This is a genomic window from Wolbachia endosymbiont (group B) of Lycaena phlaeas (assembly GCF_947251875.1).
Taxonomy (GTDB): Bacteria; Pseudomonadota; Alphaproteobacteria; order Rickettsiales; family Anaplasmataceae; genus Wolbachia.
The window spans coordinates 801,306-827,102 of record NZ_OX366392.1 but is presented as its reverse complement, the minus strand read 5'-3'; the positions used below and the strand labels follow the sequence as shown (position 1 = coordinate 827,102).

Sequence of the window (25,797 nt, the reverse complement as noted above, 5' to 3'; positions counted from 1 at the left end):
TGTGGAGTGAAAGATATGGCCGAAGGATTTTTTTCTAGATATATAGGACAGCCTATAAAAAATTTTTATAATTATGTTACGGGAAAGAAAGAAGTGTCTGATGATATGCAGAATACAGCAAATCAAGAAAGCTCAGAATTGTTGGAAACTGATGTGCAATCAAATGATGTACCACCAAATAGTGATAATATAATATAGATGGCATGAGAATCACGCCATCTAAAGTTAAAAAATTCCTTGAGAAACCCGATACTTTAAGTGGTGTATTAATTCATGGGAGTGACAATAGTAAGGTCGATATTTTTGTACAGGAAATAATTGCCAACTTGAATGAGTATTCAGTTCAGGTGATGGATTTTGCAGTAGTGAATAAGTCGCCTGGCTTGTTATTTTCCGAGTTGGCAAACATTTCGATGTTTACTAAAAAAAGGTTAGTTAAGCTGATAAATGTCAGTGGAAGTATATCTAAAGAGTTAAGAAACATATTGGATCATAATATAGGCGATCATTATATAGTAATGATAGCAAATGATCTTCCATATAGTTCTACAACTAAAAGTTATATGGAAAGCTCAAAAATTTTCGGTGTCATTACCTGCTATAAGGACAGCGGTAGTAATCTTTGTGATATTATATCAAGTTACTTGAAACAAAATGATATAGAGTGCACAAGTGAGATAATCTACCACTTGCAGTCTTATTTTAATCATAGCAAACTGCCTATATATTCAGAGCTTGAAAAATTAGTTTTATATCTAGGAAAAAGAAAAGATCTTAAACTTGCTGATATAGATCTATGCTTTTCAACCTCCGGCAATGATTATGTTACACTTGATAATCTGTGCTCTGCAATAGTGAGTAAAGACATGGGACAATTCATCAAAATTTCCGATGTATTGATATTACAAGAGAATTTTTCACCGATAGCATTAATCCGTATTATATCAAATTATTTTCTACGGCTAGAAAGCGTTTTGCTGTTAATACAAAATGGAATGAATGAACAAGCTGCAATTGACCAGCTGAGTCCTCCATTGTTCTTCAAACAATTGCAGAGTTTTAAATCTCATTTGAAAAGTTTGCAACTTTCAGAACTTAAGAAGATCTTAGAAAATTTGATGAGCTTGGAAGTGACTTGTAAAAGAACTGACTTGGACCATAAAATGATCTTTCAGCATGAGATTAACTATTGGTGTTATTCGTTCAGCAGAGTAGTAAAATAAGGTAGACGAGAAAAAACAACTAAATGTTGTCATGAAAGTAGCTGACACTGGGATGGCTTTGTTGCATCACTCAAGTAAAAAGAGCTAGCAGTTACTGACAAAATTCACTATAAGACAAGCATTTAACCTACGAAAGAAAAATATGTCACAAAAAATGAGAGTCAGTAACTGCCATGAATATAACAAATTTCTCCAAGAGAGGGGAAATATTTTTCATTTTATTAATGAAGCAATTGAGAATTGGTACGAAAAAGGTCCAAAAATGGCTGGTGGCAACTATATTTATAGCGATAAAGTTGTGATTTTAGTGCATATAGTCGCTAATCTCTTTAGAATTGGCTTAAGACAAACGGTAGGGTTTATAGAAGGGTATTTGCAGCAAATAGGAAAAAATTTGCAGATTATCAGCTATTCACAAGCTTCAAGGAGGTTTAGAAAACTCAATATTAAGATCAGTGACTGTAGAGTTAACAAAAATGATACGGAAGGTATTGAAATTGCCATAGATAGTACAAGTATCAGATAATACCCCTGGTCACAGTAAGGAAAATAGCGAAGTATCGCAGTTATAAACAGGTAAGAAAGCTGCATGTAATGCTGGAGATAGGTAGCAAAAAAGTCATAGCTGCAAAATATAGTAGAGGAGTTTATTCTGATCATTACGGAACCTGTGATCTTATTGAAAGAGTTGAAGCTCAATATAAGCACACTGTATGGAGATAGGGCATATAACCGAAAGAAATTATATAAATTGTGCAATGAACTTGGGATAAAGACAAAAATTCCTCTGCAAAATAATGCAGTAGAGCATCCAAAGTTAGACTATATGGCAGAGAGAAATGCTGCAATTAGACTAATAAAGTCATATGATAAAGATAATATAAAGATGTGGAAAAGGCAAATAAACTACGGAAAAAGATCTTATATAGAAAGTTTTTTCTCGCGACTGAAACAAATATTCGGATTTAATTTTCGTAACAAATCTGAGGTTAATCGTGAAAAGGAACTGCTACTCAAGTGTTATTTGCTTAACAAATTTACTGATTTTGGTATGGCTAAATTTGAAATAGTTACATGAATTTGTCGTAAATCACCACTACATGAAGTGTTATGCAACAAAGCCCACTGGGATCCAGAAATATGGGATATGTATAGAAGTTATTTTAAAATACAACGTTTTGGCGAGATTATGGATTCCAGTGTTAGCTACTTGAATGACAGGAGCAGAAACTGGAATGACAAGAAATCTAATATTTTCACATTTCCTGAACAATGCTTATTGGTGTCATTCAAAATACATTCGGTGCATTTAAACCTTTTGTATAATTCTTTGGCTTTCTTCTAACCTTGCAATAATGCTCTCTCTACCGATAAAAATTAATAATTTAGCGAGTTCTGGACCTGTTTCTGTTCCTGTTAAAGCGAGGCGCAACTGCATAAATAGATCTTTTGCCTTTATATCAATTGTCTGTCGAATATTTTTAACCCACTCTGATAATGTGTTTTCATTACAATCACCTTGAGGTAATGTGCTTAGCGCTATTTTTATAAACTCTTTATTAAGAACCACAGGTTCTATACCAAATTTGCATATTTTCCACCATTTGGCCACTTCAGAAAACTTTTCTATATTACTCCTTATAAAATACCAAAACTCTGAGCCAATTTGACTTAAACGATCTTGCACCATTTCAAATGGCATTTGTTGTAGCACTTTGCTATTTAGCTTATACATTTCACTCAAGCTGAATTGTAAAGATGCTGAACTAAATTTTTTGATATCAAATGAGTCAATTAAAGACTGCATATCAATATAAGCTTCTATCGGATCAGATGTTCCAAGCTTTGCTAAATAGCTAGTTAGCGCCATTGATTCAATCTCATCTTCTCTTATGGACTTAATATCCAGCCCGCCTTTCCGTTTCGATATTTTGCTATCATCAAAGTGTAGTAAGGGAAGGTGGGCAAAGATAGGAATTTTCGCTTTTAATGCTTGAATCATTTGAATCTGAACTGCGGTATTAGTTACATGATCTTCCCCACGTACAACATGGGTTACATTAAAGTCAATGTCATCAATAACAGAAGGTAGCATGTACGTATAAATTCCATCTTCTCTTTTTACTACAGGATCGCTGATATGAATTGTTGCAATATTTATTTCGCCTTTAACTTCATCATTCCATTTTACAGTTTTATTTCTATCCAATTTAAATCTGAAATGTGGTTTTCGTCCTTCTTGCTCATAACGAATTTTCTCTTGCTCAGTTAAAAGCAACGCACCTTTATCGTAAACAGGGGGAAAACCTTGTTTTAATTGCAATTTTCGTTTAGTGTCTAATTCTTCTCTTGTTTCATAACATGCATAAATATGACCTTCTTTCATTAACTGTAAGAACACCTCGTTATAGCGCTCAAAACGCTCTGATTGCTTAAAACTTGAATTCCAATTTATGCCAATCCATTTTAGGTCTTCTATGATATTATCTACATATTTGATATCTGAACGCTCAAGATCAGTATCATCAAAACGTAGTAAAAATTTTCCATTTTGATTACGTGTGTACATCCAACAAATGAGTGCAGTGCGTATGTTTCCTACATGTAGGTAGCCAGTTGGGCTTGGAGCGAATCTTGTTAGCATTTAAATGATTACTTTAGTTTATTTTAATTTTATATAAATGTACTGCTAAAGCAAGATTCTTCTTTGTCTTGGTGTTAGTTGCTACAAAGTACAGCGAACATGAAACCTTTTTGTTAGAGTTCCATGATCTGCCTAAAATACTCTGAAAGCACGGCTTTAGTTATTTACTCTAAATATATTATACGTATACTTGTTATTAAATTAAATTTGAAATGATAAGAAATGAGTGAATTTAAATCAATCCGCAATATTGCAATAATTGCACACGTTGACCACGGAAAAACTACTTTACTTGATAACATGTTAAAACAAAGTGGCACGTTTCGTGAGAATCAAGAAGTTCAAGAACGAGTGATGGATAGTGGTGATCAAGAACGTGAACGTGGGATTACAATACTTGCAAAATGTACGTCAATAATGTGGGGTGATGAGAAAATCAATATCATTGATACACCAGGACATGCGGATTTTGGTGGAGAAGTGGAAAGGGTGCTCTGCATGGCAGATGGTGTATTACTACTGGTTGATGCTGCAGAAGGTCCAATGCCACAGACTAAGTTTGTGTTGTCAAAAGCACTAAAGGCAAATTTAAAACCGATTGTGATAATCAATAAGGTTGATCGACCAGACAGCAGAATTGATGAAGTACTAAATGAAATATATGAGTTATTTTTTAACCTTGATGCAACCAACGAGCAACTAGATTTTCCAGTACTCTATGCTTCAGGTAGAAATGGTTGGTGTGCTAAGGAGCTATCTGATGAGAGAAAAGATTTAAGCCCATTATTTTCAACGGTGATAGATTACATAAAACCTTCCGTTTATGATCAAAATGCACCTTTTGCTATGCTAGTTACTTTACTTGAATCTGATAAATTTCTTGGCAGAATATTGACAGGAAAGATTTACCAAGGAATCGCGCAAGTTAACTCAGATCTTAAGGTAATTGATCTTGATGGTCAAGTGGTTGAGCGAGGGAGATTAACTAAGTTACTCTCATTTTCTGGCTTAAAACGCGTTCCAGTAGAGCAAGCTGTAGCTGGTGATATCATTGCCATTGCAGGACTTGAGAAAGCTTCAGTTTCAGACACTATAGCAGCACCAGAAGTTACAACTGCGATCAGCTCAACTCCAGTTGACCCGCCAACAATGGCGATTACTATAAGCGTGAATGACTCACCTTTTGCTGGGCAAGAGGGAACAAAACTTACCTCAACTGTTATAAAAGATCGTTTATATGCAGAAGCAGAAACAAACGTTGCAATTACTGTAACTTTGGCTCCAAGTGGTGAAGCATTTGAAGTAGGTGGACGTGGTGAGTTGCAGCTTGGGGTACTGATTGAAAATATGAGAAGGGAAGGTTTTGAACTTTCAGTTTCACGGCCTCGAGTGCTGTTTAAAGAAGAAGATGGCAAAAAACTTGAACCTATAGAGGAAGTAGTAATTGATGTAGATGATGAGTATAGTGGAATCATCATGGAAAAACTTAGCTTTCGAAAAGGTGAAGTAACTGACATGAGACCTTCTGGTAGTGGCAGAACTAGGTTGACATTTTTAGTGCCATCAAGGGGATTAATTGGCTATCAAGGAGAATTTTTAACTGATTCTCGCGGCACTGGTATAATCAACCGTTTATTTCACAGTTATGCTCCACATAAAGGTTCAATTTCCGGAAGGCGTAATGGGGTTTTAATTTCAACAGACAAAGGCGAAGCAGTAGCGTATGCAATTTTCAATCTGCAAGATAGGGGAATTATGTTTGTTAAGCCACAAGATAAGGTATATTGTGGTATGATTGTCGGTCAGCATAGTCGTGACAATGATTTAGAAATAAATGTACTTAAAGGTAAGCAATTAACAAACGTAAGAGCTTCAGGTAGCGATGAAGCTATAAAGCTTACTCCACCAAAAATAATGACACTGGAGGATATGATAGCATATATAGACGATGATGAATTGGTAGAAGTAACTCCAAAATCTATACGTTTGCGTAAGAAGTTCCTCGATCCAAATGAACGTAAACGTGCAGGAAGGGCGAAGAATAAAGAGTAATCAACGTTCCTGATAAAAATCTGGATGAGCTACTCGGATAACACCATCATAAAGGGAACCAGTGTCAGTTACTTGAGCAGGTACTGGGATGACAAGAGAAGGCTACAAAGGTGTCATGCAAGTAGCTCATCCAGCTTTTTTATAATCATCGAAAACATTGTATTTTAACATTACTTTTATACTTATAAGTTTCTAGGCACTGGATTTGTTGTAGACTTACTCTATCACTTTACCCTCTTATTTTACCACTCTCCTGCCTATATATTTTTATATGAGGATTTTTGCAAAAGTTTCGCATTTTTTGTAACATGATTTTCAGTATGTGTAACCTAAATGCAAATTGATCACGAAACTAGTGTAATTATTGAGGCCATAGAGAAATTTGGTGGTGAGGCAAGGCTTGTTGGTGGATGTGTTAGAGATTCAATTTTACAGCGTGACATTCACGACATCGATCTTGCTACTAATCTGCTGCCTAATCAAGCAGTTAAAGCGTTAAAACTCCGTAATATAAAAACTATTCCAACTGGCTTAAAACATGGAACTATTACTGCGATTTTAAATAAAAGATCCTTTGAGATTACAACGCTAAGGCATGATGTAAAGTGTGACGGTAGACATGCGAAGGTAGAATTTACTAATGATTGGCAAGCTGATGCTTCAAGGCGCGACTTTACGTTTAATGCTCTTTATGCAGACAAATATGGCCATATATACGACTACTTTGGTGGCATTCAGGACTTAAAAGCACGAAAGTTAAACTTTATAGGTAACGCTGAAGATAGGATTAAGGAAGACTATCTACGTATTTTAAGAGCGTTTCGTTTTCACGCTAAAATATGCATAGGAGATTTAAGTGATGAAATATTGGATGTGTGCAAAAAGCATTCGCACATGATTCAAAACCTCTCTGGAGAGAGAATAAGAGAAGAAATATTTAAACTCTTGGAATGCAATGATCCTGCTCCAACACTTAAGAGCATGCAAAAATCTGATGTTTTACAAAAAATTATTCCAAAAGAAGTAAAATGCGAAATTTTATCTTCACCACTTCTTATCAACACTAAACCTCCTACAAAACCCTCAGCGTATGGCCATACGCCTTTCCTAGATCCCACAATCGATGCACTAACAAAATTAGCGTTGCTTATTAGGACTGCTGAAGATAGAGTTAGTCTTGGAGAAGAAGTGAGCAAGTTTTTACGTCTTTCAAATAAGCAAAAGAAAAAGCTATTATTTTTATTATCAAACGATATCAAAACAGAGCTTTCAGAAAAAGAGCAAAAGAAATACATATCTTTATTTGGTAAGGAATTATATTGTGACTTAATGAAGATTTGTGGTATTGAGTCTGGAACAAATGTTGATGAGTATATTTCATTTGCTCATATATTCAATATTCCAAAATTTCCTTTATCTGGGGATGATCTAATAATTATAGGTCACCAGCCAGGAAAAAATTTAGGTAGAAACTTGGAATTGCTACGACAACACTGGGAAGACAGCTCCTACACTTTAACAAAGGAGGAGCTGTTGCTTTATGCTAAAAGTTTTATCTAGACCTTGCTTCTTGCTTCACACTTACCGGAGTGCTATTAGTGTGACTCATGGAAGAGTTAGGTGTGTATTCTTTTTTAGCTTTATCTGTTAATTCATATTCATTGTTTTCTTTTGAAGTTTGAACGCACATTTTCTGATCTGGAGATAAAAATTTATCTCGTATGCTTGATGCTAGTTGTAACAACTCGATATTACTTGAAAAAAATTCCATTCTACCTTTTATTAACTCCTCCGAAACAATTTCTTGGAGATTGCTATTATCTTTGCTATGAAAGTTGTTCAAGACAGAATCTGTAATTGCATTAGCAGCTTCCTCATCCCAACTTAAATTTTTCATGCATTTTTTAATAGAAAGTAACAGCTTGCCTTTTAACACACCATCACGTAACTCCTTATCTATATTTCCAATATTACAATATTTTTTGACAACTCCTTTAACTTCAGCTTCTATGATCTCACTTGCTAATTTTTTCAAATTATTTTTTAATAATTCAAGTAACTTATTGCTTTCAAATTTACCATCACTTTGATTTGATAGAGATTTTATAGTTTCACCAAGCACGTTATGGCAAAAGTGTTTTCCTTCAAGTTCAGGAAAACCTTTTTTCAACTCTCTATTTTTATGAGATAAAAATTCCTTGAGCTTCTTATTACTGAAAAGATCATAAGAACCATTTGAAAAGCTTGACTTCATAGAATGAAAAAGTGTTTTTTTTGTAGTAGATGCTATACTAATTGCATCTACCTCTTTAGTTTTTTTATCCATATCTTCTAACTTTGTATCAACATTTCTCTTCTCTTTTTTCAATTCCAGTAACTCTTGATTATTTAACTTTAGTTGTTTCTGTAACTGTTCTTGCGCAACTGACAAATTTTCCTTTAAGCTATCTATTTTAACTAACAGACCTCTTTTTTCTTCCTGTGGTTTTGTAATATCAGCTTTCGCTTGATATTCTGCTTGCTTACGTTCCTCTTGTAACTGCTCAATCTGCTTCTCTTTCTTTGCAGAAGTTTGCTTTAAGCTATCATCTATTCCAGCTGATTCCCACTCTTTACCTTTTTCTAATGTCTGTACTTGTTCTTGTAACTTTTTATTCTCTTCTTGTGAAGATTTTAATTTTCCCTCCAAATCTGCCTTTTGTTTCTTTATTTCAACGTTACTTTCTTCTAATTTCTGTGATTTTTCCTGCAATTTGTCAACTTCACTTTCTAATTCTTTTTTCTCTTTTTCAATGGTATTTAGATTAGTCTTTTCTTTCTCTAATTGTTGTTTAAGATTCTCTACTTCAGCATCTTTTTCCTTAGCTTGTTCTAATTCTGCTTGTTTCTCCTCAAGTTGATTTTTTAATTCCTTTATTTTAGTATCATATTTGTTTTTCCACTTAATAGCTTTACTTTCTAAATCTGTGTTTTGCGCTCTTAGGCTTTCATTATCTTTCCTCACAGTTTCATTTATGTCTTTATTTTTATCAGTAAGTGAAGTAATTAAAGCGCCTTGTTTGTCTATTTTTTCCTCTCGATCAAGTATGATTTGCTGTTGTTCGTTATTTTTAGTCTCCATTTCCTTTTTCTCTTGTTCTAATACTTCATTTAATTGCGTTAATCTACCTATTTCCCCATCTTTTTCTTCTAACCCTACTGAGAGCATTTCTATTTTATTTGCAAATTCTTTGCTGCACTCAATTAATTCTTTCTGCAAATGTAATATCTCCTCAGACTTTTCCTTGAACTGTGCTAAAAATTCTTCTCCTCTTTTTCGTGCAATTTTTACCAATTCACTATAGTTCTTTTTAAGTCCTGCAAGTTTAGACTTTAACTCTTCATTTTCTAATTCTAAGTCTTCAATCTGCTGTGCTTGTGCTGCAAAAAATTTAGCAAATATTTCTTTTTCCTCTCCTAATGATTTTACTTGTTCTTTAAGTTTAGTAATTTCTTTCTCTTTTTTAGTTAATTCCTGATTTAAATTTGACTGATTTTCCTCCTTCTTACTACCTTCTTTCAACTTTTCTTTTAATCTCTCATTTTCATCCTTCAATTCCTTTTCTCTGTTAGAATTTAAAAGATCATCAGTCTGAACCACATTATCTGCAATATTGTAATGTAGGATACTCTTTGCCCATTGATTCCACTTTTCTGGCAACATTCGTCCAATTGTTTTTAGATATAGCCAAGCAAGCACAGTGGATAAGCTATATTTTTTTTCCTTTTGTTTAGGTTCGTAATTAACCTTATTGTTAGCATTTAGCATAAAATTACCTAATTTTTAAAGTATTGAAGTTATATATATTAATGTAATTATTAAATAAATAATAATATAAATGTTAAATTGTGTGAAAATTTTTATAGATTTTAAGTAGAAATACACATGTTCGTAAGCACAGAATTTGCTTTTTCTATTGCTCTTGCTAACATTTCTTGTTCATTGTGCTGATTTTTCACGTTGATTACCTGAGCTGCCAAATTTGCAGGGAAAGTGACCAAACTAACTTCCCATAGCTCCACTTGTTTTAACACTCGAGCTCCGCTTTCATGATCAACATCATACTCTATTGGTATATAGCCAATCGAAAGCCCGTTAATAGTTCCAGTTTTGAGCATTAAATATGCTTCCTCTGCTTTTTGAATACCAAAAAGCAAATGTGCAGTTATATATAGGCCAATATCATTTTCGCAAATATCCGTAATATTACCTATAGGCTCGCTCGGATTGTGCTGCCAAAGAAGTTTTATCTGACTTTTATTTAAGTTATTCTTAAATGCTCCTGGTAATATCAGATCATTTTGCTTATCAACTATATTAAAAACGCTCGCATAGCCAGAAAATACTCCGTTTTCTTCTATGCTTTTTATTGATAATGGTGAATAGAGAAATTTCTTATTCATAAGTCCTCCTTGTAAATTATGGTATTGGGTTTGCCAGCGCTCTGAGCCAGCTTAAAATGTTGTATAGATTGTTTTCCTATATCTCAGGATGAGTATAAGGCACTACAATATAATTCTATTGTATGCAGTGCTTTGAAAATGTGGAAGTACTTTTTTAGTTATAAAATTTGTCATTTTATATACATAAGGGTAGGGTTTGTTGCACATTGGGTTGTTCAACAGCAGCGTTTTCCAGATTTGTAGAAACAGCTTCGTTTGTAGAATTTTTCCTAGAAGGAAGCCAAATCCCAAAGAAACAGCGGCTATAAAACTATTCATTAATGACTCTGTCCATCTCGTATTCTTGATAGATTTTAGAATATATCATTATTGGCTTCATTCGGGTTTAAATTTCTTCCCAACTCTTCTGATGTTTTCTCCCCAGCATCTTGGGATTTTGTTGATGAACTTTTCTAATTCTTGTGCGTCCATCAACACCTCACTATTAAAGCTTAAGTACAAATTATACAGCACTATAATTGTTTAGTCAAGGTAAATACTAGTATATTAAGTAAATATTTACTATATTAATATGATTGCTTAAATTCACAACTAATTATTTGGGGGAATAAAAAGATTGTGTTTTGTAGGTGATTTGCGTAGCGGAAGGTATTACCCCAGTTTTACAACACCCGGGGTAACGATAAAGAAGGAAGTAGGGAAAGTTATTTATAATAGTTTGAAGCTATTACAAGTTTATATGCTCTGTCCTTGAATATTTGTTTGTTCAATAGTAGTACTTTCCAAATTTGTGGAGATAGTAGCAAACATCCTTCTCGCTAAAGCCGTTGACAATGCAGCACCAATTCCAGCTCCAGTTGCAGCTATAAAACCAGGGCCTAATAATTCCATATTTGTTTCAGTGCTGCTGCTAGTTATATTGTTAATTAACATCATCGCGCCTGCTCCTAAAGCTGCTACTAACCCAATCCTTGACGGTTTACTTGTTGCATCAAGAGAATATTGTACTACTTCTCTAAGCTCTGAATTACTGTTTTTTAACGCTACTGCTATTGATGCTGGTAACATGACCATTATTGGCATGGATAATAGTCCTCCAAGTGTTGCACCAATAATTTCACTCACTTTTGATTTTCCAAGATTAACTCCTAAGGCTGTTATACCTAATACTCCAATTGAGGTGATAATCCTTACATTTCTCTCTTCCATTTCTCTCACATGCGCCTCATATTGTATTGTAGCTTCTGCTACCGCTAACCCAATACTATTTGGTTGCTGTGGAATCTGATTTACTCGCCCTAACTCTTGTGAAGTTTTCCCTCCAATACTTTTGACGGCATCTTCTAAGTCTAATAACGATCTGTTATTTAACCTTACGTTATCTTGACTATCACAAAAGACAATGTAGTCTAAAATTGTCATTCTCAGATTATTCATTTCTATATCATCATTAATATGATCTTTTAATATACTTATAATCTCTAATGCTCGCTCCTTCATATCTCTTTCTTCTTCTGCACTAGCTGGTGCAAGTATGAGAAAAATTATTCCAAGAAAATCTTGTTGTAATTTTTTTAATTGTTCTAAGCTCATAATAATTAACATTAATATATATTATTAAACAATATAGTACTATAGTTACTTAATCAAGATTTATATTAATATATTAAAGTATAAAATACCAAAGAGTAATATCCTTAGCCGTAAAATACAAAAATAACTGATGGGTTCTTTATAATTAGAAATATTAAGGAATTTACTAAATAAAAAAGGTAAAATAAGCCCTAATTGTTATCTACTTTTCAGAGTCAGCTACTTAGCTAACTCTGAAGATTAGGAAAGAGCTATATGCTCTGTCCTTGAATATTTGTTTGTTCAATAGTAGTACTTTCCAAATTTTGTAAAGATTCAAATTCTTCTTGCATATCCAGTATGTCTTCTATTACTTGCTGATCTTCATCTCTTTCTTCTAATTGAAATGCTGCTGCTTCTTGAGGTGCTTCTAGCAGTTTTTTTAATATTTCTGTGCGCAGTTTCTCTGTTATTGATTTCCACTGTAGCATTACTAGCATTTCATTTTGCAGCACTGACATTTTCTGTAGTGTTTTCACTTTTTCTGACAGTCCTTTATTTTCTTTTTGCAATGCTTCTATTTTTCTTTGCTGATACTGATTATCTGAATTTGTCATTGGTAATCCATGCATAACCTACTCCAAGTTAAAATTTAGACATTATTAATTAAGTGATACAGTTTCTTTAGTCAATCAATATATTATAACATTAGGATTAACAACTAAAAGAATAGAATGAAATATCAGGCAATATTCCGTATAATTAAACTTTTAAGATGGAAAAATGACAATTCGTGTAGGAATTAATGGTCTTGGTAGAATAGGCAGAAGTGTATTGCGTGCTATTTTTGAAGTAGAAAACTATAGCGAGCAAATAGAAGTTGTGGCGGTAAATGGGTCGCTCAGTGCTGAGCAGCATGCACATTTGATTAAATATGACTCTGTTCATGGCAAATTTAACGGCGATATTGATTTTAACGAGTCTGAAAATTGGCTATCTATAAATGGCAGGAAATTTTCTTTATATAGAGAACGTAGCCCTGAAAATATTCCTTGGAATGTTGATGTAGTGCTTGAATGCACTGGTGCATTCAACAAGCGTGCGGAAGCAGCAAAGCATAATGCAGAGAGAGTAATTGTCTCTGCTCCAGTTTCAGATGCTGATGTAACTGTAGTTTACGGCGTAAATAACGATATGCTAAAAAAGGAGCATAAAGTGATCTCAGCAGGTTCTTGTACTACAAACTGTCTGGCTCCGATTGTACACGTTTTACACTCCAATTTAGGTATAAAAAGCGGTTTTATGACCACTATACATGCCTATACGAATGATCAAAATATTCTTGATGGCAACCATAGAGACTTACGTAGGGCAAGAGCTTGTGGCCTTTCTATGGTGCCAACTACAACTGGAGCAGCAAAAACAATTGGTTCTGTCATTCCTCAGTTAAAGGGTAAGCTAGATGGTACTGCTATTAGAGTTCCGGTTAGCAACGTTTCTATGGTTGATTTTAAATTTACGACTGATAAGAAGGTAACAGCTGGAGAAATAAATGAAATGTTTAAGAATTCAGCAAATCATGTGCTTTCCGTATGTAACGAGCCTTTAGTTTCAATAGACTTTGTCCATAACCCTTATAGTGCAATTGTGGATTTAGCTGGTACATATGTCACAGGTGATATCTGTAGAGTTGCAGCGTGGTACGATAATGAATGGGCTTTTTCACTGAGAATGTTAGATATAGCTTTATTGTAAAGTATGAACGAAAACTCACAAAAATATGCTTCATTTTATGAGCACTTTGCGGAACTTAGAAAAAGGGTTATTTTTTGCTTTCTATTTTTTTGTGTTACCTTCGGGTTTTGTTACTACTTTAAAGAAAATATATACCGCTTTTTACTTGCACCTTTAATAGAAGTTACAAAAGATAGCAATGATTTTTCTCTAATCTATACAGACTTAACAGAAGCGTTTTTTGTATATCTCAGGGTTGCAATAATGAGTGCACTGTTGTTTTCTTTTCCTGTGTTTGCATGGCAATTCTATATGTTTCTAGCACCTGGCTTATATAAAAGAGAAAGGGCAGTGTTATTGCCATACTTAATTGCAACACCGGTTTTGTTTGTAACGGGAGCCGCTGTAGTTTACTACTACATATTTCCCCTAGCCTGGAAATTTTTTATTGCTTTTGAACATAGCGGTAAATCTTTCGGTATACCAATAGAGTTTATGCCATCAGTTAGTGAATATTTAGACCTTGTTCTTCAATTCGCGTTCGCTTTTGGTACTGCATTTCAAATTCCAGTCATACTAACCTTAATGGTGAGAGTAGGGCTAATCACTGCACAAAGTTTGTCAAATAAACGTAGAATTGCGATAGTAGTAATTTTCATTATTGCTGCAATCTTAACTCCACCTGATGTACTAAGCCAAGTAGGGCTTGCAATTCCAATGTTAGTATTATATGAGCTGTCTATTCTGATATGCAGATATATTGAGAAGAAAGCAAAGGATTGAATTAAGAATATTATTTATAAACAAAGAATGAGCACCGGAGCACTTTTTCTTGAACATTGAAATGGGATTATGTAAACTGCCCTTATTGATTTTTTAGTAGACGCCAAGTGAATTAAAATATTACGAGGTGTGTTATGATAATAGTTGTTGGTGGTCAAAAAGGTGGTACTGGTAAAACGACCATAGCCACAAATATAGCGGTGATGCGTGCTAGGGAAGGTAGAAATGTCCTTCTCTATGATCTTGACCCATTAATGCTAGCTACCTTGTGGGCATCCCAGCGAGACAAGGACAAAAGTTTACCGAAAATTAACAGTATTCACAAGGTGTTAGGCCAAATTAACATTGGTGTAGTAATCAGAAATGAGCTACAAGCTTTACAGTCCAAATATCAAGATATTATTGTTGACGCAAGAAGAGTAGATGAAACTTTAAGGGCTGCCTTATCATTAGCTAATCTAGCTATATTTCCGATTCTTCCATCTGCAGCTGATATGTTGACGTTTAACACTCTGAGCAACTTAGTTAACGGTGCTCAAAGTTGTAACAAAAACTTTCAAGCAAGAATCCTACTTAATCAAATGAATACTAATCCAGTTGTAACCAAAAAAGGAATTGAGAAATGTGATGCTTTTTTAAGCTGTTTTGACAACTTAACAAGGTTCGATAGTTTTTTGAGTCAGCGAATTGCAATTGAAGATGCCTATGGCGAAGGTATGGCAATTGTTGAATCAGCAGACTTAAAAGCAATTAGGGAAATTGAATCTGTTTATGAGGAAGCCTTATCTACTGTTAGAAAATCAGAGCCAGCACAGTCAGTGTTAAGGTTGCCACCTAGTTTACATCAAAAATTGAAGGAAATAGCCTTTATAACAAAAGATACAGTTTCTAACATTGGATTCAGGGCTTTAACGGAATACATTAAAACTTTAGAGAAATAAGAAACCAATCAAAATGAAGAAGAGAGGTTTGTTTCCTTGATTGTCTTTCAACTATTTTTCTGAAGTTGGAGGTTCGATAGGTTGCTGTGTAAAAGATTAGGAAGTAGTTTTGTTAGTGTTGAAAATTATAGCTCTTTTCCTAATAGTCGGAACATGATGGAATAGGTAAAGTAGTGAGGAGATGTGAATGCCAGCAGCATATAGTTATGATTTAAGGAAAAAAGCATTGGATGTAGGGGAAAGTAGAGCATTTGTAGCCAAGAGGTTTAAAGTTAATATTCTATGAATGGCAAAAAGGTGCAAGAAAATAGGCGATTTTAAATCAAAATGTAGATCCAATAGAGCGTGATTGATATCTTGCTAGTAATAGTGTAACAGCTTTTATTAAGATATTTTTTTGCCATACGGCAGCAATAACAAAATTAGAAAATTGATGGCTGAATATGTTGGCATTGATAAACAGTATATTATGCTTCAAGCAATATTTACTTTAGTAGCTTCTACAACTTTTTTTAGTATATTGGTGCTATGTACCAACAGCAGTATTTGCACTTGCTACGTGTTTCTTTGTTAAAAATGATGTACATGCTGCATTTTCTGCAAAAGAACTTTCTCCTGAGTTTGCCGAAATTATTACTGAAAAAGTAGTAAATAATGTTGAGCTCAATGCAGAAGACAACTCTCAATCGAGAAGCTACTTGTATGAGACTGTGTTATATAGCGAAACTAGATTTCACTTTTACACACCTAGATAAGGGGTAAAAGCAGATACTAGAATGACGAAATCGTTATTCTGCTACGCATTATCGCCGTATAACTATAGCTATATATGAACTAAAAAAGTAATATTCACTAGATCTTAATATTTTAGATCTATATTTCAATAAAATATTACAATTAGTATGAATGATCCATTTAAAAGTGAGGATTATAAAAAAAATCTCGATTCTCTGATCAAAGCTATAAAGCTAGGGAATTCAGAGAAACAATATGGTAAAACAGTAACAGATTTATCTCATGCTTTAGAGGGTTTTACAGATAAGGCAGAAGATGTAGCTAAACTTGTTATACGTGATGACTTGAATAATTGTGTAAAGAAGGCAAATAAAAAGCCATTAATTCTTAGGATATTCAATAGAATATTAGGAAGAGATGTTTCGATTAGGAATATAAGTAATTTTATAAAAGATAAATTGCCTCCTTCAACTGCTAGAACAGCAATCGAATATACAGATGTTATTCAAAAAATTTCAGATTTAGAGCGAATAGAAAGAAGTCAAGATAAATATAGGTCATATGGAATAAATTTAGAAAATAGACAGCAAAAGAAAAATCTCTTATATGAGCGAGAAGATTCAGGTTATGGAGGTTCATTAAACGAAGATCCTGAGTATGAAGAAATATCAAATTATCAAGAGGAAAAGAGCAAATCTTTAACAAAAGATTTGCGTAATCTACAATCAATTAAAGAGGAGCCGATTTATGCAACAATTCCTAAAGAACATATAGAAGCAAAAAGAGAAAATAGGAAGAAACAACAACTTCAATCTCTTGCACCACCAAAACCACCAAGAGTACCACCAGTACCAGAGAAAATGTTTACTATCAATCAAAAAATTAGACAAGAACCGAAAAAAGATAAACCTGCAGTACCACCAAAGCCTAAAGATTTAGGCGAAAAAGTAAGCACAGAGCAAAAAATAGTAGTGGAAAAATCAGCTGAGAGTAACCCTACACTACCACTAAAATCTGAAAATCAAGATGGTAAAGAATCAGCAAAAAAAGCTGATGGACCAAAAGTACTAGTAGTTGCTATGAAAAAAGAAGTGACTCGCGAGAGTAGTAAAGTAAAGGCATTAAAAGAAAGATTTGAGCGAAATCAAGTAAAGAACGTGTTGCCTGCTGAAAACAAAACTGCTTCAGTAACACAAACGGATATCAGTGTGAAGAGAAAACAATCTCGTTCATTTCCAGTAGGGAATAAAAAATCTTCGATCAACCATCTTGCCAGCAAAAATTTACCTTCCACGAATGTAAGTGTAAAAGAAATGGTTAAAAAATTTGAAGGGAGAAAAGGTGAAAGATAGTAATATTTGGGTATTTCCCTACTCATGAAAATTAGCTCTTATCATAACATTTTCACAGCCATAAGAGGAAGTTTTTATAAGATTGGGGCTAAAGAAAACTTGCATGTAAATGTATCAAGGTATAAAATTATAAATATTAAGAATGAATAGGTTAGTTATGAATCTTGTAACAAAATCCGCTATCGATTTTACTGCTTCGGCTGTTCTTGCTAGTGGAAAAATAGTTGATGATTTCTGTTTAAGTAAACATATAAAGGATAAGTATGCTGTCCTTTTTTTCTATCCACTTGATTTTACTTTTGTCTGTCCAACTGAGTTGATATCATTTAGCAACAAAATAGAAGATTTTTCAAAACGTGATGTTGAAGTGATAGGAATAAGTATAGATTCAAAATTTTCACACTATAAATGGCGAAACACTCCAGTTAATGATGGTGGTATTGGAGAGGTTAGCTACAATTTAGTGTCTGATATCAAAAAGTCTATATCAAGAGACTATGGGGTCTTATATGATGACTCAATTGCACTAAGAGCAACTTTTGTTATTGATGATAAATTTGTTGTACGTCATCAATCGATAAATGATTTTCCTTTAGGGCGTAATATCGATGAATTCATTAGAATCATTGATGCAATAAAACATAATGAAGAGCATGGTGAAGTATGTCCAGCAGGGTGGAAAAAAGGCAAGCCTGCGATGCAGGCAAGCGATGAAGGAGTGGCTGATTATCTAAACTCACACAGTGCAGAATTATAAATTGAGTACAAAAGTTCTTATTATTGGATCTGGAGCAGCGGGTTATGCTGCTGCTATATATGCAGCACGTGCAAATTTAGAGCCAATTGTAGTAACAGGAATGCAACCTGGTGGTCAGCTTACAATTACTACGGATGTTGAAAACTATCCAGGTTTTATTTCTATACAAGGTCCAGAACTCATGGAACAAAAGAGGTTGCATGCAGAGAAGGCGGGAGCAAGAATAATAGACGATGAGATAAAAAGTGTAGAACAACTTGAGGATTCTAATGAGTATAGATTTAGATCTTGTGGTAATGCTAGTGACTACTATTCGAATGCAATTATAATCGCAGCTGGTGCGCAAGCGAAGTGGCTTGGCCTGGAGAGTGAAAAGAAATTTCAAGGTTACGGAGTTTCGGCATGCGCAACTTGTGATGGTGCATTTTTTAGAAATAAAGTTGTAGCTGTGGTTGGTGGTGGAAATACTGCTGTTGAAGAAGCAATATTTTTAACTCGATTTGCTAAGGAAGTTATACTGATACACAGGCGTGATAACTTAAGAGCAGAGAAAGTAATGCAAGACAGGCTCTTTAAAAATGATAAGATAAAGGTAATATGGAATCATACCGTAGAACAGGTTCTTGGAGAAGAAAATCCAAAAAAAGTTACTGGCATTACAATTAAATCGACAGACATCAATAAAACCCAGGAATTGAAAGTAGATGGAGTGTTTATTGCAATTGGGCATGCACCAAATACAGGTATTTTTAAGGGCTTTGTTGAAATGGATCAGCAAGGTTATATAATTACGAAACCTGGAACAACTCTAACCAGTAGGGCAGGGGTGTTTGCTGCTGGTGATGTTCAAGATAAGGTATATCGCCAGGCAGTAGTTGCAGCAGGTACAGGGTGCATGGCTGCACTTGATGCAGAAAAATTTTTGGAATCATAATTAGTTCTAAAATTTTTAACTAAATTACTTGCAATTTTCTTTGTTTTTTTTATAATTATGTCAATAAATTATAGGTTAGGGAGAATTTAGTATGCTTTCGAGAAGTAATGTAGGTTTTAGAAGAAGTGCTGTTAATGATACAGGATTACGAGCTCAAAATCAAACAACTTCAGGACAATCAATAAAAAAATTATTTAAAGCTATTGATGATGAAAATCTAGGAGATTTTGAGCGAGCTCTGGCAGAAGGTGCGAATGTTAATGCGTTTGATGAGGGATATACACCATTAATGACTATTATCATGGGTGGTGATGATAGTCCTACAAACTTAAAAATGATGACTTTGCTTTTACAGCACCAGAATTTAAATGTTAATATTCAAGAAGCTAAAGAACTCAATACAGCTCTACATCTAGCTTTTCGTATGGAAAATAGGAGTTTCGTACAGATGTTACTTAGACATCCTGAATTGAATCCAGAGAAATGATTATGAAGATCGTTATGGGAGAAGAAAAAGTTACACTCCTAAAGAATATATTGAACAAATTGGGAGAGAGCAGGAGAAAGATTTTTCACATCTTACAAAAGAAATACAAAAAGCACAAACAGGAAAACAATTATTGAATGCTCTTTCTCATGGAAATTTCCATGAAGCAAAAAGACTATTAAATGAAGAATTCAACCCTAATTGCTGGAAAAGAAATTTCAATGGAGAAATAGAAACGCTGCTTAGCCTGATTATCAAATCATGTTTACAAGGAATAACACAAGATAACGAGGAAGTATTGACTAAACTTTTAGAACATAAAGACCTAGATTTTAATCAAATAAAACCGATACCAGCTATAGAGCAAAATCCATGGGTGAAGCAAATAATTGAGCAAGTTATGAAAGAGCGATTAACTGATGCTATTAATAGAAAAGATTTGGATGATATAAAAAAATTAGTAGAAGATAATTGCTTTATGAATGATCAAATTGTTATTGAGTTGCTTAAAAGTTTTAATCCTGTCAGAGAATATCTAAATGGAAAATTCCCTGCAACTGTGGAACAGTCTTCAGCAAATGTACATAATGTTGCCCCGGAAATAAACGACGATTTGATTGCTCAAGAATTGCAGCAGCTCGAAAACCTTAGAAATGAGCTTGAAAGAACAAAGGCTCAACTTGCAGAAAAAGAGCAAGAGTTGAATAGGACCGTAGATGAAAGAACAAGAGACACTGACAAAATTTCACAGTTAGAAAGGGAGTTGAGACAAGTAAGGCAGGATAATCAGGAAAGAATTCACACTCTCACTGATCAAGTAGCTCGACTTACTAGAGAAAAAAGTCAACTTGAAAACCTTAGAGATGAGCTTGAAAGAACAAAAATTCGACTTAGAGAAAAAGAGCAAGAGCTGGGTAGGGTTGTAAGTGAAAGAGACACTAACAAAATTTCACAGTTAGAAAGGGATTTTAGGCAAGAGAGATTAGAACTTCAAGCTCAAAATCAAGACTTAAAGAACAAAAACAGAAAACTTTCAGAAGCAAACATTTATAATAGAAGGCAAAGTAACTATGCCTCTGCCTCTTTTGTGTTATCTGGAGCGTTTGCTATTGGTGCATGTTTAACAATATCGAATTTAGAAATATGTATTTCACTTGCTGTAGCTGCACTTGTTTTCATTGCAATTGGGTGCTACTGTTCATATAAAGCAAGTACAGTACTGAGTGATGTGATAAGCACTGAATTTGGTAATGTTATCAGTTTAAGATAGAGTTAAAGTTTTTACTTCTTCTCTAAACTCTGCTGAAAGTTTTATACATCCTGAAAATACCTTGATAATTCGAGTGAATGTGAACCTGAGTGGTTTCAAGACTTAAATAGTTGTTGTAAACTTGCTTTTATTATCTTTTAGTTCAAGAAATTAAAAGTTTAACGATGAGAATTATAATTACAGACCAAAGTAAAAAGTAGGCTTTTCCATTTGATTTATTTTTCACCTGTAATTTTTTGTCAGCTATTAGGTTTAATTTTTCTATAAGGCTAAATATTCCTTGGATTGTTTTGATGGGATAAGAGCTTTTAATTTTTTCCCTATACCCTATTTTACTTTCATGTTGACTGTTTATCCATGTTTCAACTACTTTCCACATATTGATTTCTGGATAGACTTTCCTACATGTTCCTTCTAATAAAATCATAGTTTTCTGCAGCAATAACAATTGTGTTTGAACTTTCATATCAAAATCACCAGTTATTTTTAGTAGCTGAGTAAGTAATCGAGCAAATGAAATCTTCTGTATAGGCTGTCCAACAATGGGCTCACCTATTGCTCTGCAAGCTGTAACAAAATTTCTATGCTGTGATGGAACATAACCGGCTCTAAAGTGCATTTTTGCAACGTGATCATAATCCCTATTTAAAAAGCCTTTGAGTATCTCTATAACGTAATAGCATGTCTCACGATCTATTCTACCCATGATTCCACAATCCAGGGCAATAATATTGTTATTACTATCGATCATTAAATTTCCAGGATGCATATCAGCATGAAAAAAACAATCCCTATATACCTGATTACAAAAAGATTCTATAAGATTGATAGCTATTTGCTTTCGGTTATTCAGCTTTTCAACTTCGTATATTGGTATAGCTTCCATCCATTCTAATGTTAAAACCTTTTTTGAAGTTCTACTCCAATCTATTTCAGGTACGTAGAAACCTCTGTCATGTTTAGTATTTTCCTTCAGTTCCGAAGAGTGGGCAGCCTCAAAACGTAGATCTAACTCTAATCGGCAAATTTCAGCAAAAGTTTTGACTAATTCAACTGGCTTCAGCCTTTTTGATTGTTCACTAAATTTTTCTGCAATTTCTGCAAGCCAAGAAAGCATTTTTATATCCCTTGAGAATGTTTTCTCAATATTTGGCCTCAAAACCTTTACAGCAACTTCCTTACCCTCAATTGTAACTGCTCTATGCACCTGAGAAATTGATGCTGCTGCAATTGGCTTTTCAGAAAAACTTGAAAAAATATCGCTTAATTTACAATTAAACTCACTTTCTATAGTTTTAACTGCTATTTTATACGAAAATGATGGCAATCTATCACATATCAATAGCAAGTTATTTGTTATGTCCTCATTTAAAATATCAGTGCGTGATGAAATGGATTGCCCAAATTTAATGAACACCGGACCTAATCTTTCAAGAGCACGCTTTAGTTTATGACCTTGTATTTTATTTATTGATTTTTTTGATGGTGGAAGTAAATAAGGTAACACATTGTAACGTGTTAGCACTGTAGTTATTTGCAGAAGACGTAGAATATTTTGAATCATTTCGCTGCGTAACTGCCAAATATTTCATTTATCTCCATAATTTCATCAGGTTTACCTTGATAATAGATAGTATTATTTATGCAAATTATGTAATCTGAGGATGGTAGAGCAGAGTTAAGGTCATGAGAAGTCATGAGAATCGACACTGATCGTTCTTTTGCGATTTTATTTATAATATCATAAAATTTAGATCGTGCGTTAATATCCATTGCACTGACTGGCTCATCTAAAATGATCAAATCAGATTCTGAAATTAAACAGCGTGCAAGCAGCAGTAATTGTGTTTGTCCTGCAGAGATTTCTAATACTTGATTTTTTAGGATGTTACCGATACCAACCAATTCTATTGCTTCTGTAACAATGGGTTGATTTTTCTTCAATTTCTTCGAGGAGCTATTGAAAAGGAAAGACTCAACTGTTATTGGCATCAAATTACCAATACTAAAATTTTGTGGCATATAGCTAATTTTTATATTGTCAGCGAATACAATACTGCCAATAAAACCTTTATTTATACCAGCAACTGCTTTCACTAAAGAGGTTTTACCTCCGCCATTTGGACCAAGTATTGTAACTATATCTCCTCTTTGTACTGATATGTTGATATTATCAAGAACTTTTTTATTATCGTATGAAAGAGTAAGGTTTTCTATTTTTAGAATGCAGTTATTGACACTACTTAATTTTTTGGCAAAAATTGACTTCTTCTCAACATTTATATGAGACATTTACTGTTTTTTTTTCTATTACTTTCATTTACATTATACTACAATAGTGCCTTTTCATCCAATTTAAAAATTGTAGCTACAATCAAACCTATACACTCACTTGTAGCTTCTGTTACAGATGGAATTTCAAAGCCAGAACTACTAATGTACGAAGTAGTGTCTGAACATGACTACATGCTCAGGCCTTCAGACGCAAGTAAATTAGAATCTAGCAATATTATATTTTATATCGATGATTCTTTGGAAACATTCATTAAAACTTTCGCTAAAGAAAATAAGAAGTTAATACCGCTATCAAGTGCAATCGATCTACTTCCTGCTCGAACACATTCATTTTCTAGTCACATTCAAGATGAAAAAGATTTGCATATTTGGCTGAGTCCTGAAAATGCAAAAAGTATGATACTTTCTATCAGTGCAACATTATCTAATATAGATAAAGAAAATGCCTATCGATACAATACTAACGCAGAGGAGGCTATAAGAAAGATAGACCAAGAAGTAGAAAAAATTACGAAAGAATTGGATGAGTTAAAAAATCAAAAATACATAGTTACTCACGATGCTTATCAATATTTCGAAAAATATTTTGATTTAAGTTACCCAAGCGCCATTCTTTCTATAGAAGAAGATTCTTACATAGGTATGAAGAGTTTAATGAAATTAAAAAAGGTAATGAAAGAGGAAAACGTTAAATGTATTGTTTCTCATTCACGAGAGGATAGCATAAAGCCTAATGTCTTTTCTAGTGACGTAAAAATGGTGATTCTTGATCCTATTGGATCAGATGTAGAGCCTGGAAAGGATGCATATCTAGATATAATCAGCAGCATTGCACAAAATTTCAAGTCTTGTTTCACTGAGTAATGAGTTCTTTTATCTATTCAGATAGCATTGCAAACTTAGTGCTTTCTATTCCAATCACAACTATACCGACATTATCTACCAGAAGTATATCATCCCAGTCTGGGATTCAGTTAAGTTGGTAAGCATAAAAATATTATGTTAAAGCACAACGTTCTTGATGAGATTAGGGCAAGCCAATGTCAGCTACTTGAATGACACCATTTGCTATGCCCTCAAAAATGAATGCTCGTACAGCTGTGTGCCAGCTACTTGCATCTGCTATTTTTACTCATAATTATCTTGCCTGAACGAACTTAAATTCAAGTAGTTAATCATAGAAACAAAAAAAAGAAGATAACCAATATCTTCTTTTACTCTAATTAAAAAGACATTGAATTGTAATTGTCTATTTCATCTGATATAAGCGATAATTTTATGCTCTCAAAACGGAGATTACTTGCAATATCTGTTAACTGTTCACTAAGTGTTACTTTTTCTGGTGAATGGTGTTCAGGAGCTTTAATATTTCTATTACAGTCAGCCTTACACCAAGATCTATTAATTTTTGTCAATAAATCATTACCCTCGTATTTATTTTCACACTGTCTGTGGCACAAATTAAGTAAATCAACACCATGCAATGTCAATGAAGCAGAATCTTGTGTAAATTTTACCATAATATAATCCTTAATCTTATTATATCTATATTAACATATAAATGTGAATATTATACTAATATAGTTACTTTTTATGGCAAGTGGTTTTTGGTTATTTTCTAAACTTTCTTTATAAAAACCATAGGCGCCTATTGGTTTTTAGCTAAAGTAAAGATCAAGTATCTGGAATTCTGGACATAAAATCCTCCTGTGTAAAAAAGATTAGAAAAAAAGTGCGGCGCACATACGACAGAGATTAAGTATGTGTGTGCACCTACGTACGCTGAAGAAGATACGCCACATTTTTTAATGAATTTAATGAAAAAAGTCTGCAGATAAAGATAAATTTTGAGCTCTTAAAATATCTTTTACTATGATTATAGTCAGATTTAAAATATGCGCAAGCAATTTTTTTCTGTAAAAGTTTAACAAAAGAATTCAAAAGTTTGTGAACAACCTCTAAGTGTATGGTCCCAGAGTGTGATGGTATATAGACTATCTGGATCATTTAAAGTGTCAGATCAAGTCCCATTTAAGCAATAAAAAGACCAGATCAGGACAAAAACGCTACCATTTTCAGCCCTTATTCAGGTGGCTCAATTTCCCGTAACTTATATAAGTTACCGTAATCTTTCAAAACCTCAAACAGACTTTCTCTAATGCAAAACAGTATAACTAGTGAGCAATAAGCTACACTCCTTTTAGCTGTAAGCTTTGCATGATAATATACTTACTTTAATTTTTCTTCTTTAAATAATACGTGTCTTCTGACCACTGGGTCATACTTCCTAAACTCGAGCTTCTTGGGAAGGTTCTTAGGATTACGTTTTTTTACACAAAAATAGCCTGTTAGTTTCTCTTCTCCAGTTTTTGTTGTTTTAGTTGCAGTGCTAACTAGCTTGACAAGCAAAGAAGCATTTTTTTTCGCCATAATTGTTAGTGACATAATAAACTCTATGCAAGTTTATTACGCAAAACACTGAAAGTCAACCCAATAATGCAGATCGCAAAATTCTTGACAATCAATAATATATTAAGTAGTATAAGAACATTTCAGAATGAAAAGTAGACGGTAA

The 25,797-nt window shown here is 33.7% G+C and carries 23 protein-coding genes and 2 pseudogenes; 15 read left to right on the top strand and 10 right to left on the bottom strand.

Translation table 11 applies throughout. The features are described 5' to 3' along the window. Window positions 1-15 precede the first annotated feature (15 nt). The 3 genes and pseudogenes from OPR37_RS03720 (at window position 16) to OPR37_RS06320 (ending at window position 2,301) form a co-directional block, all read left to right on the top strand. A complete protein-coding gene (locus OPR37_RS03720) occupies window positions 16-198 on the top strand; it encodes a hypothetical protein (RefSeq protein WP_007302688.1) in 183 nt (60 codons plus the stop codon). 5 nt (window positions 199-203) lie between these two features. Next, window positions 204-1,223 carry a DNA polymerase III subunit delta gene (gene holA, locus OPR37_RS03715; protein WP_007302689.1) on the top strand — a complete coding sequence of 340 codons (1,020 nt, stop codon included), beginning with the start codon at window positions 204-206 and terminating at the stop codon, window positions 1,221-1,223. Between the two features lie 142 nt (window positions 1,224-1,365). Beyond that, window positions 1,366-2,301, top strand: a pseudogene (locus OPR37_RS06320) (IS5 family transposase). Between the two features lie 231 nt (window positions 2,302-2,532). Here OPR37_RS06320 and gltX read toward each other — a convergent pair. Next, window positions 2,533-3,867: a glutamate--tRNA ligase gene (gene gltX, locus OPR37_RS03700; RefSeq protein WP_007302690.1), complete on the bottom strand. Its 1,335-nt coding sequence runs from the start codon at window positions 3,865-3,867 to the stop codon at window positions 2,533-2,535. Between the two features lie 222 nt (window positions 3,868-4,089). Between gltX and typA the strand changes: the two genes are divergently transcribed. Together typA and OPR37_RS03690 are read left to right on the top strand one after the other, a co-directional pair. Then, window positions 4,090-5,919 carry a translational GTPase TypA gene (typA, locus tag OPR37_RS03695; protein WP_007302691.1) on the top strand — a complete coding sequence of 610 codons (1,830 nt, stop codon included), beginning with the start codon at window positions 4,090-4,092 and terminating at the stop codon, window positions 5,917-5,919. A gap of 333 nt (window positions 5,920-6,252) precedes the next feature. After that, window positions 6,253-7,479, top strand: coding sequence for a CCA tRNA nucleotidyltransferase (locus OPR37_RS03690; protein ID WP_007302692.1), 1,227 nt, complete (start codon window positions 6,253-6,255; stop codon window positions 7,477-7,479). On the opposite strand, the gene OPR37_RS03685 is transcribed toward OPR37_RS03690, so the two are convergent. From OPR37_RS03685 to OPR37_RS03670, 4 genes are all read right to left on the bottom strand, one after another. Beyond that, entirely contained in the window at window positions 7,472-9,727 is a 2,256-nt protein-coding gene (locus tag OPR37_RS03685; RefSeq protein ID WP_264684804.1) for a hypothetical protein, read from the bottom strand. The genes OPR37_RS03690 and OPR37_RS03685 overlap by 8 nt on opposite strands. 101 nt (window positions 9,728-9,828) lie before the next feature. Next, window positions 9,829-10,362, bottom strand: coding sequence for an HK97 family phage prohead protease (locus OPR37_RS03680; protein WP_007302694.1), 534 nt, complete (start codon window positions 10,360-10,362; stop codon window positions 9,829-9,831). 735 nt (window positions 10,363-11,097) lie between these two features. Further along, window positions 11,098-11,955 (bottom strand): hypothetical protein, encoded by an 858-nt coding sequence (locus OPR37_RS03675; RefSeq protein ID WP_264684803.1) that lies wholly within the window; start codon window positions 11,953-11,955, stop codon window positions 11,098-11,100. A gap of 251 nt (window positions 11,956-12,206) precedes the next feature. Continuing rightward, window positions 12,207-12,566, bottom strand: coding sequence for a hypothetical protein (locus tag OPR37_RS03670; RefSeq protein ID WP_019236364.1), 360 nt, complete (start codon window positions 12,564-12,566; stop codon window positions 12,207-12,209). 151 nt (window positions 12,567-12,717) lie between these two features. Between OPR37_RS03670 and gap the strand changes: the two genes are divergently transcribed. From gap to OPR37_RS06230, 4 genes and pseudogenes are all read left to right on the top strand, one after another. Further along, window positions 12,718-13,689, top strand: a complete 972-nt coding sequence (gene gap, locus OPR37_RS03665) for a type I glyceraldehyde-3-phosphate dehydrogenase (RefSeq protein WP_019236363.1) — start codon at window positions 12,718-12,720, stop codon at window positions 13,687-13,689. 3 nt (window positions 13,690-13,692) lie between these two features. Then, on the top strand, window positions 13,693-14,451 hold the full coding sequence (gene tatC, locus OPR37_RS03660; RefSeq protein WP_007302699.1) for a twin-arginine translocase subunit TatC: 759 nt from the start codon (window positions 13,693-13,695) through the stop codon (window positions 14,449-14,451). Window positions 14,452-14,585: 134 nt separating this feature from the next. After that, the gene (locus tag OPR37_RS03655) at window positions 14,586-15,392 is read left to right on the top strand and encodes a nucleotide-binding protein (protein WP_064085720.1); all 807 of its coding nucleotides are present in this window, start codon (window positions 14,586-14,588) and stop codon (window positions 15,390-15,392) included. Between the two features lie 187 nt (window positions 15,393-15,579). Next, window positions 15,580-15,732, top strand: a pseudogene (locus tag OPR37_RS06230) (IS630-like element ISWpi11 family transposase); the annotation flags it as partial. Between the two features lie 186 nt (window positions 15,733-15,918). Here the strand turns inward: OPR37_RS06230 and OPR37_RS03645 are convergent. Further along, window positions 15,919-16,071 (bottom strand): hypothetical protein, encoded by a 153-nt coding sequence (locus OPR37_RS03645; protein WP_180708363.1) that lies wholly within the window; start codon window positions 16,069-16,071, stop codon window positions 15,919-15,921. Window positions 16,072-16,294: 223 nt separating this feature from the next. Here OPR37_RS03645 and OPR37_RS03640 point away from each other — a divergent pair, with 223 nt between their 5' ends. From OPR37_RS03640 to OPR37_RS03620, 5 genes are all read left to right on the top strand, one after another. Further along, window positions 16,295-17,479: a hypothetical protein gene (locus tag OPR37_RS03640; protein ID WP_007302701.1), complete on the top strand. Its 1,185-nt coding sequence runs from the start codon at window positions 16,295-16,297 to the stop codon at window positions 17,477-17,479. 157 nt (window positions 17,480-17,636) lie between these two features. After that, entirely contained in the window at window positions 17,637-18,236 is a 600-nt protein-coding gene (locus tag OPR37_RS03635) for a peroxiredoxin (RefSeq protein WP_007302702.1), read from the top strand. Then, entirely contained in the window at window positions 18,223-19,170 is a 948-nt protein-coding gene (gene trxB / locus OPR37_RS03630; protein ID WP_012481748.1) for a thioredoxin-disulfide reductase, read from the top strand. The genes OPR37_RS03635 and trxB overlap by 14 nt, the downstream gene beginning before the upstream one ends. A gap of 91 nt (window positions 19,171-19,261) precedes the next feature. Continuing rightward, window positions 19,262-19,657 carry an ankyrin repeat domain-containing protein gene (locus tag OPR37_RS03625; protein WP_264684802.1) on the top strand — a complete coding sequence of 132 codons (396 nt, stop codon included), beginning with the start codon at window positions 19,262-19,264 and terminating at the stop codon, window positions 19,655-19,657. Window positions 19,658-19,790: 133 nt separating this feature from the next. Continuing rightward, window positions 19,791-20,927, top strand: a complete 1,137-nt coding sequence (locus tag OPR37_RS03620; protein WP_264684801.1) for a TomO hydrophobic C-terminal domain-containing protein — start codon at window positions 19,791-19,793, stop codon at window positions 20,925-20,927. 142 nt (window positions 20,928-21,069) lie between these two features. Here the strand turns inward: OPR37_RS03620 and ubiB are convergent, their stop codons facing one another. Then, window positions 21,070-22,491, bottom strand: coding sequence for a 2-polyprenylphenol 6-hydroxylase (ubiB, locus tag OPR37_RS03615; RefSeq protein WP_019236358.1), 1,422 nt, complete (start codon window positions 22,489-22,491; stop codon window positions 21,070-21,072). Beyond that, window positions 22,488-23,219, bottom strand: coding sequence for a metal ABC transporter ATP-binding protein (locus OPR37_RS03610; RefSeq protein WP_019236357.1), 732 nt, complete (start codon window positions 23,217-23,219; stop codon window positions 22,488-22,490). Before OPR37_RS03610 ends, ubiB begins: the two co-directional genes overlap by 4 nt. Here OPR37_RS03610 and OPR37_RS03605 point away from each other — a divergent pair. Continuing rightward, window positions 23,211-24,086 (top strand): zinc ABC transporter substrate-binding protein, encoded by an 876-nt coding sequence (locus OPR37_RS03605; protein ID WP_265016824.1) that lies wholly within the window; start codon window positions 23,211-23,213, stop codon window positions 24,084-24,086. The two genes, OPR37_RS03610 and OPR37_RS03605, sit on opposite strands and share 9 nt — an antisense overlap. Before the next feature lie 359 nt (window positions 24,087-24,445). Here the strand turns inward: OPR37_RS03605 and OPR37_RS03600 are convergent, their stop codons facing one another. Continuing rightward, window positions 24,446-24,742, bottom strand: a complete 297-nt coding sequence (locus OPR37_RS03600; RefSeq protein WP_007302708.1) for a hypothetical protein — start codon at window positions 24,740-24,742, stop codon at window positions 24,446-24,448. 709 nt (window positions 24,743-25,451) lie between these two features. Further along, window positions 25,452-25,652 (bottom strand): 50S ribosomal protein L33, encoded by a 201-nt coding sequence (rpmG, locus tag OPR37_RS03595; protein WP_012481745.1) that lies wholly within the window; start codon window positions 25,650-25,652, stop codon window positions 25,452-25,454. Window positions 25,653-25,797 lie beyond the last annotated feature (145 nt).

Excerpts from the sequence above, each read along its gene's own strand:
- OPR37_RS03720 (WP_007302688.1), top strand. The coding sequence starts at position 16 with ATGGCCGAAGGATTTTTTTCTAGATATATAGGACAGCCTATAAAAAAT.
- holA (WP_007302689.1), top strand. The coding sequence starts at position 204 with ATGAGAATCACGCCATCTAAAGTTAAAAAATTCCTTGAGAAACCCGAT.
- gltX (WP_007302690.1), bottom strand. The coding sequence starts at position 3,867 with ATGCTAACAAGATTCGCTCCAAGCCCAACTGGCTACCTACATGTAGGA.
- typA (WP_007302691.1), top strand. The coding sequence starts at position 4,090 with ATGAGTGAATTTAAATCAATCCGCAATATTGCAATAATTGCACACGTT.
- OPR37_RS03690 (WP_007302692.1), top strand. The coding sequence starts at position 6,253 with ATGCAAATTGATCACGAAACTAGTGTAATTATTGAGGCCATAGAGAAA.
- OPR37_RS03685 (WP_264684804.1), bottom strand. The coding sequence starts at position 9,727 with ATGCTAAATGCTAACAATAAGGTTAATTACGAACCTAAACAAAAGGAA.
- OPR37_RS03680 (WP_007302694.1), bottom strand. The coding sequence starts at position 10,362 with ATGAATAAGAAATTTCTCTATTCACCATTATCAATAAAAAGCATAGAA.
- OPR37_RS03675 (WP_264684803.1), bottom strand. The coding sequence starts at position 11,955 with ATGAGCTTAGAACAATTAAAAAAATTACAACAAGATTTTCTTGGAATA.
- OPR37_RS03670 (WP_019236364.1), bottom strand. The coding sequence starts at position 12,566 with ATGCATGGATTACCAATGACAAATTCAGATAATCAGTATCAGCAAAGA.
- gap (WP_019236363.1), top strand. The coding sequence starts at position 12,718 with ATGACAATTCGTGTAGGAATTAATGGTCTTGGTAGAATAGGCAGAAGT.
- tatC (WP_007302699.1), top strand. The coding sequence starts at position 13,693 with ATGAACGAAAACTCACAAAAATATGCTTCATTTTATGAGCACTTTGCG.
- OPR37_RS03655 (WP_064085720.1), top strand. The coding sequence starts at position 14,586 with ATGATAATAGTTGTTGGTGGTCAAAAAGGTGGTACTGGTAAAACGACC.
- OPR37_RS03640 (WP_007302701.1), top strand. The coding sequence starts at position 16,295 with ATGAATGATCCATTTAAAAGTGAGGATTATAAAAAAAATCTCGATTCT.
- OPR37_RS03635 (WP_007302702.1), top strand. The coding sequence starts at position 17,637 with ATGAATCTTGTAACAAAATCCGCTATCGATTTTACTGCTTCGGCTGTT.
- OPR37_RS03625 (WP_264684802.1), top strand. The coding sequence starts at position 19,262 with ATGCTTTCGAGAAGTAATGTAGGTTTTAGAAGAAGTGCTGTTAATGAT.
- ubiB (WP_019236358.1), bottom strand. The coding sequence starts at position 22,491 with ATGATTCAAAATATTCTACGTCTTCTGCAAATAACTACAGTGCTAACA.
- OPR37_RS03605 (WP_265016824.1), top strand. The coding sequence starts at position 23,211 with ATGAGACATTTACTGTTTTTTTTTCTATTACTTTCATTTACATTATAC.
- OPR37_RS03610 (WP_019236357.1), bottom strand. The coding sequence starts at position 23,219 with ATGTCTCATATAAATGTTGAGAAGAAGTCAATTTTTGCCAAAAAATTA.
- OPR37_RS03600 (WP_007302708.1), bottom strand. The coding sequence starts at position 24,742 with ATGGTAAAATTTACACAAGATTCTGCTTCATTGACATTGCATGGTGTT.
- rpmG (WP_012481745.1), bottom strand. The coding sequence starts at position 25,652 with ATGGCGAAAAAAAATGCTTCTTTGCTTGTCAAGCTAGTTAGCACTGCA.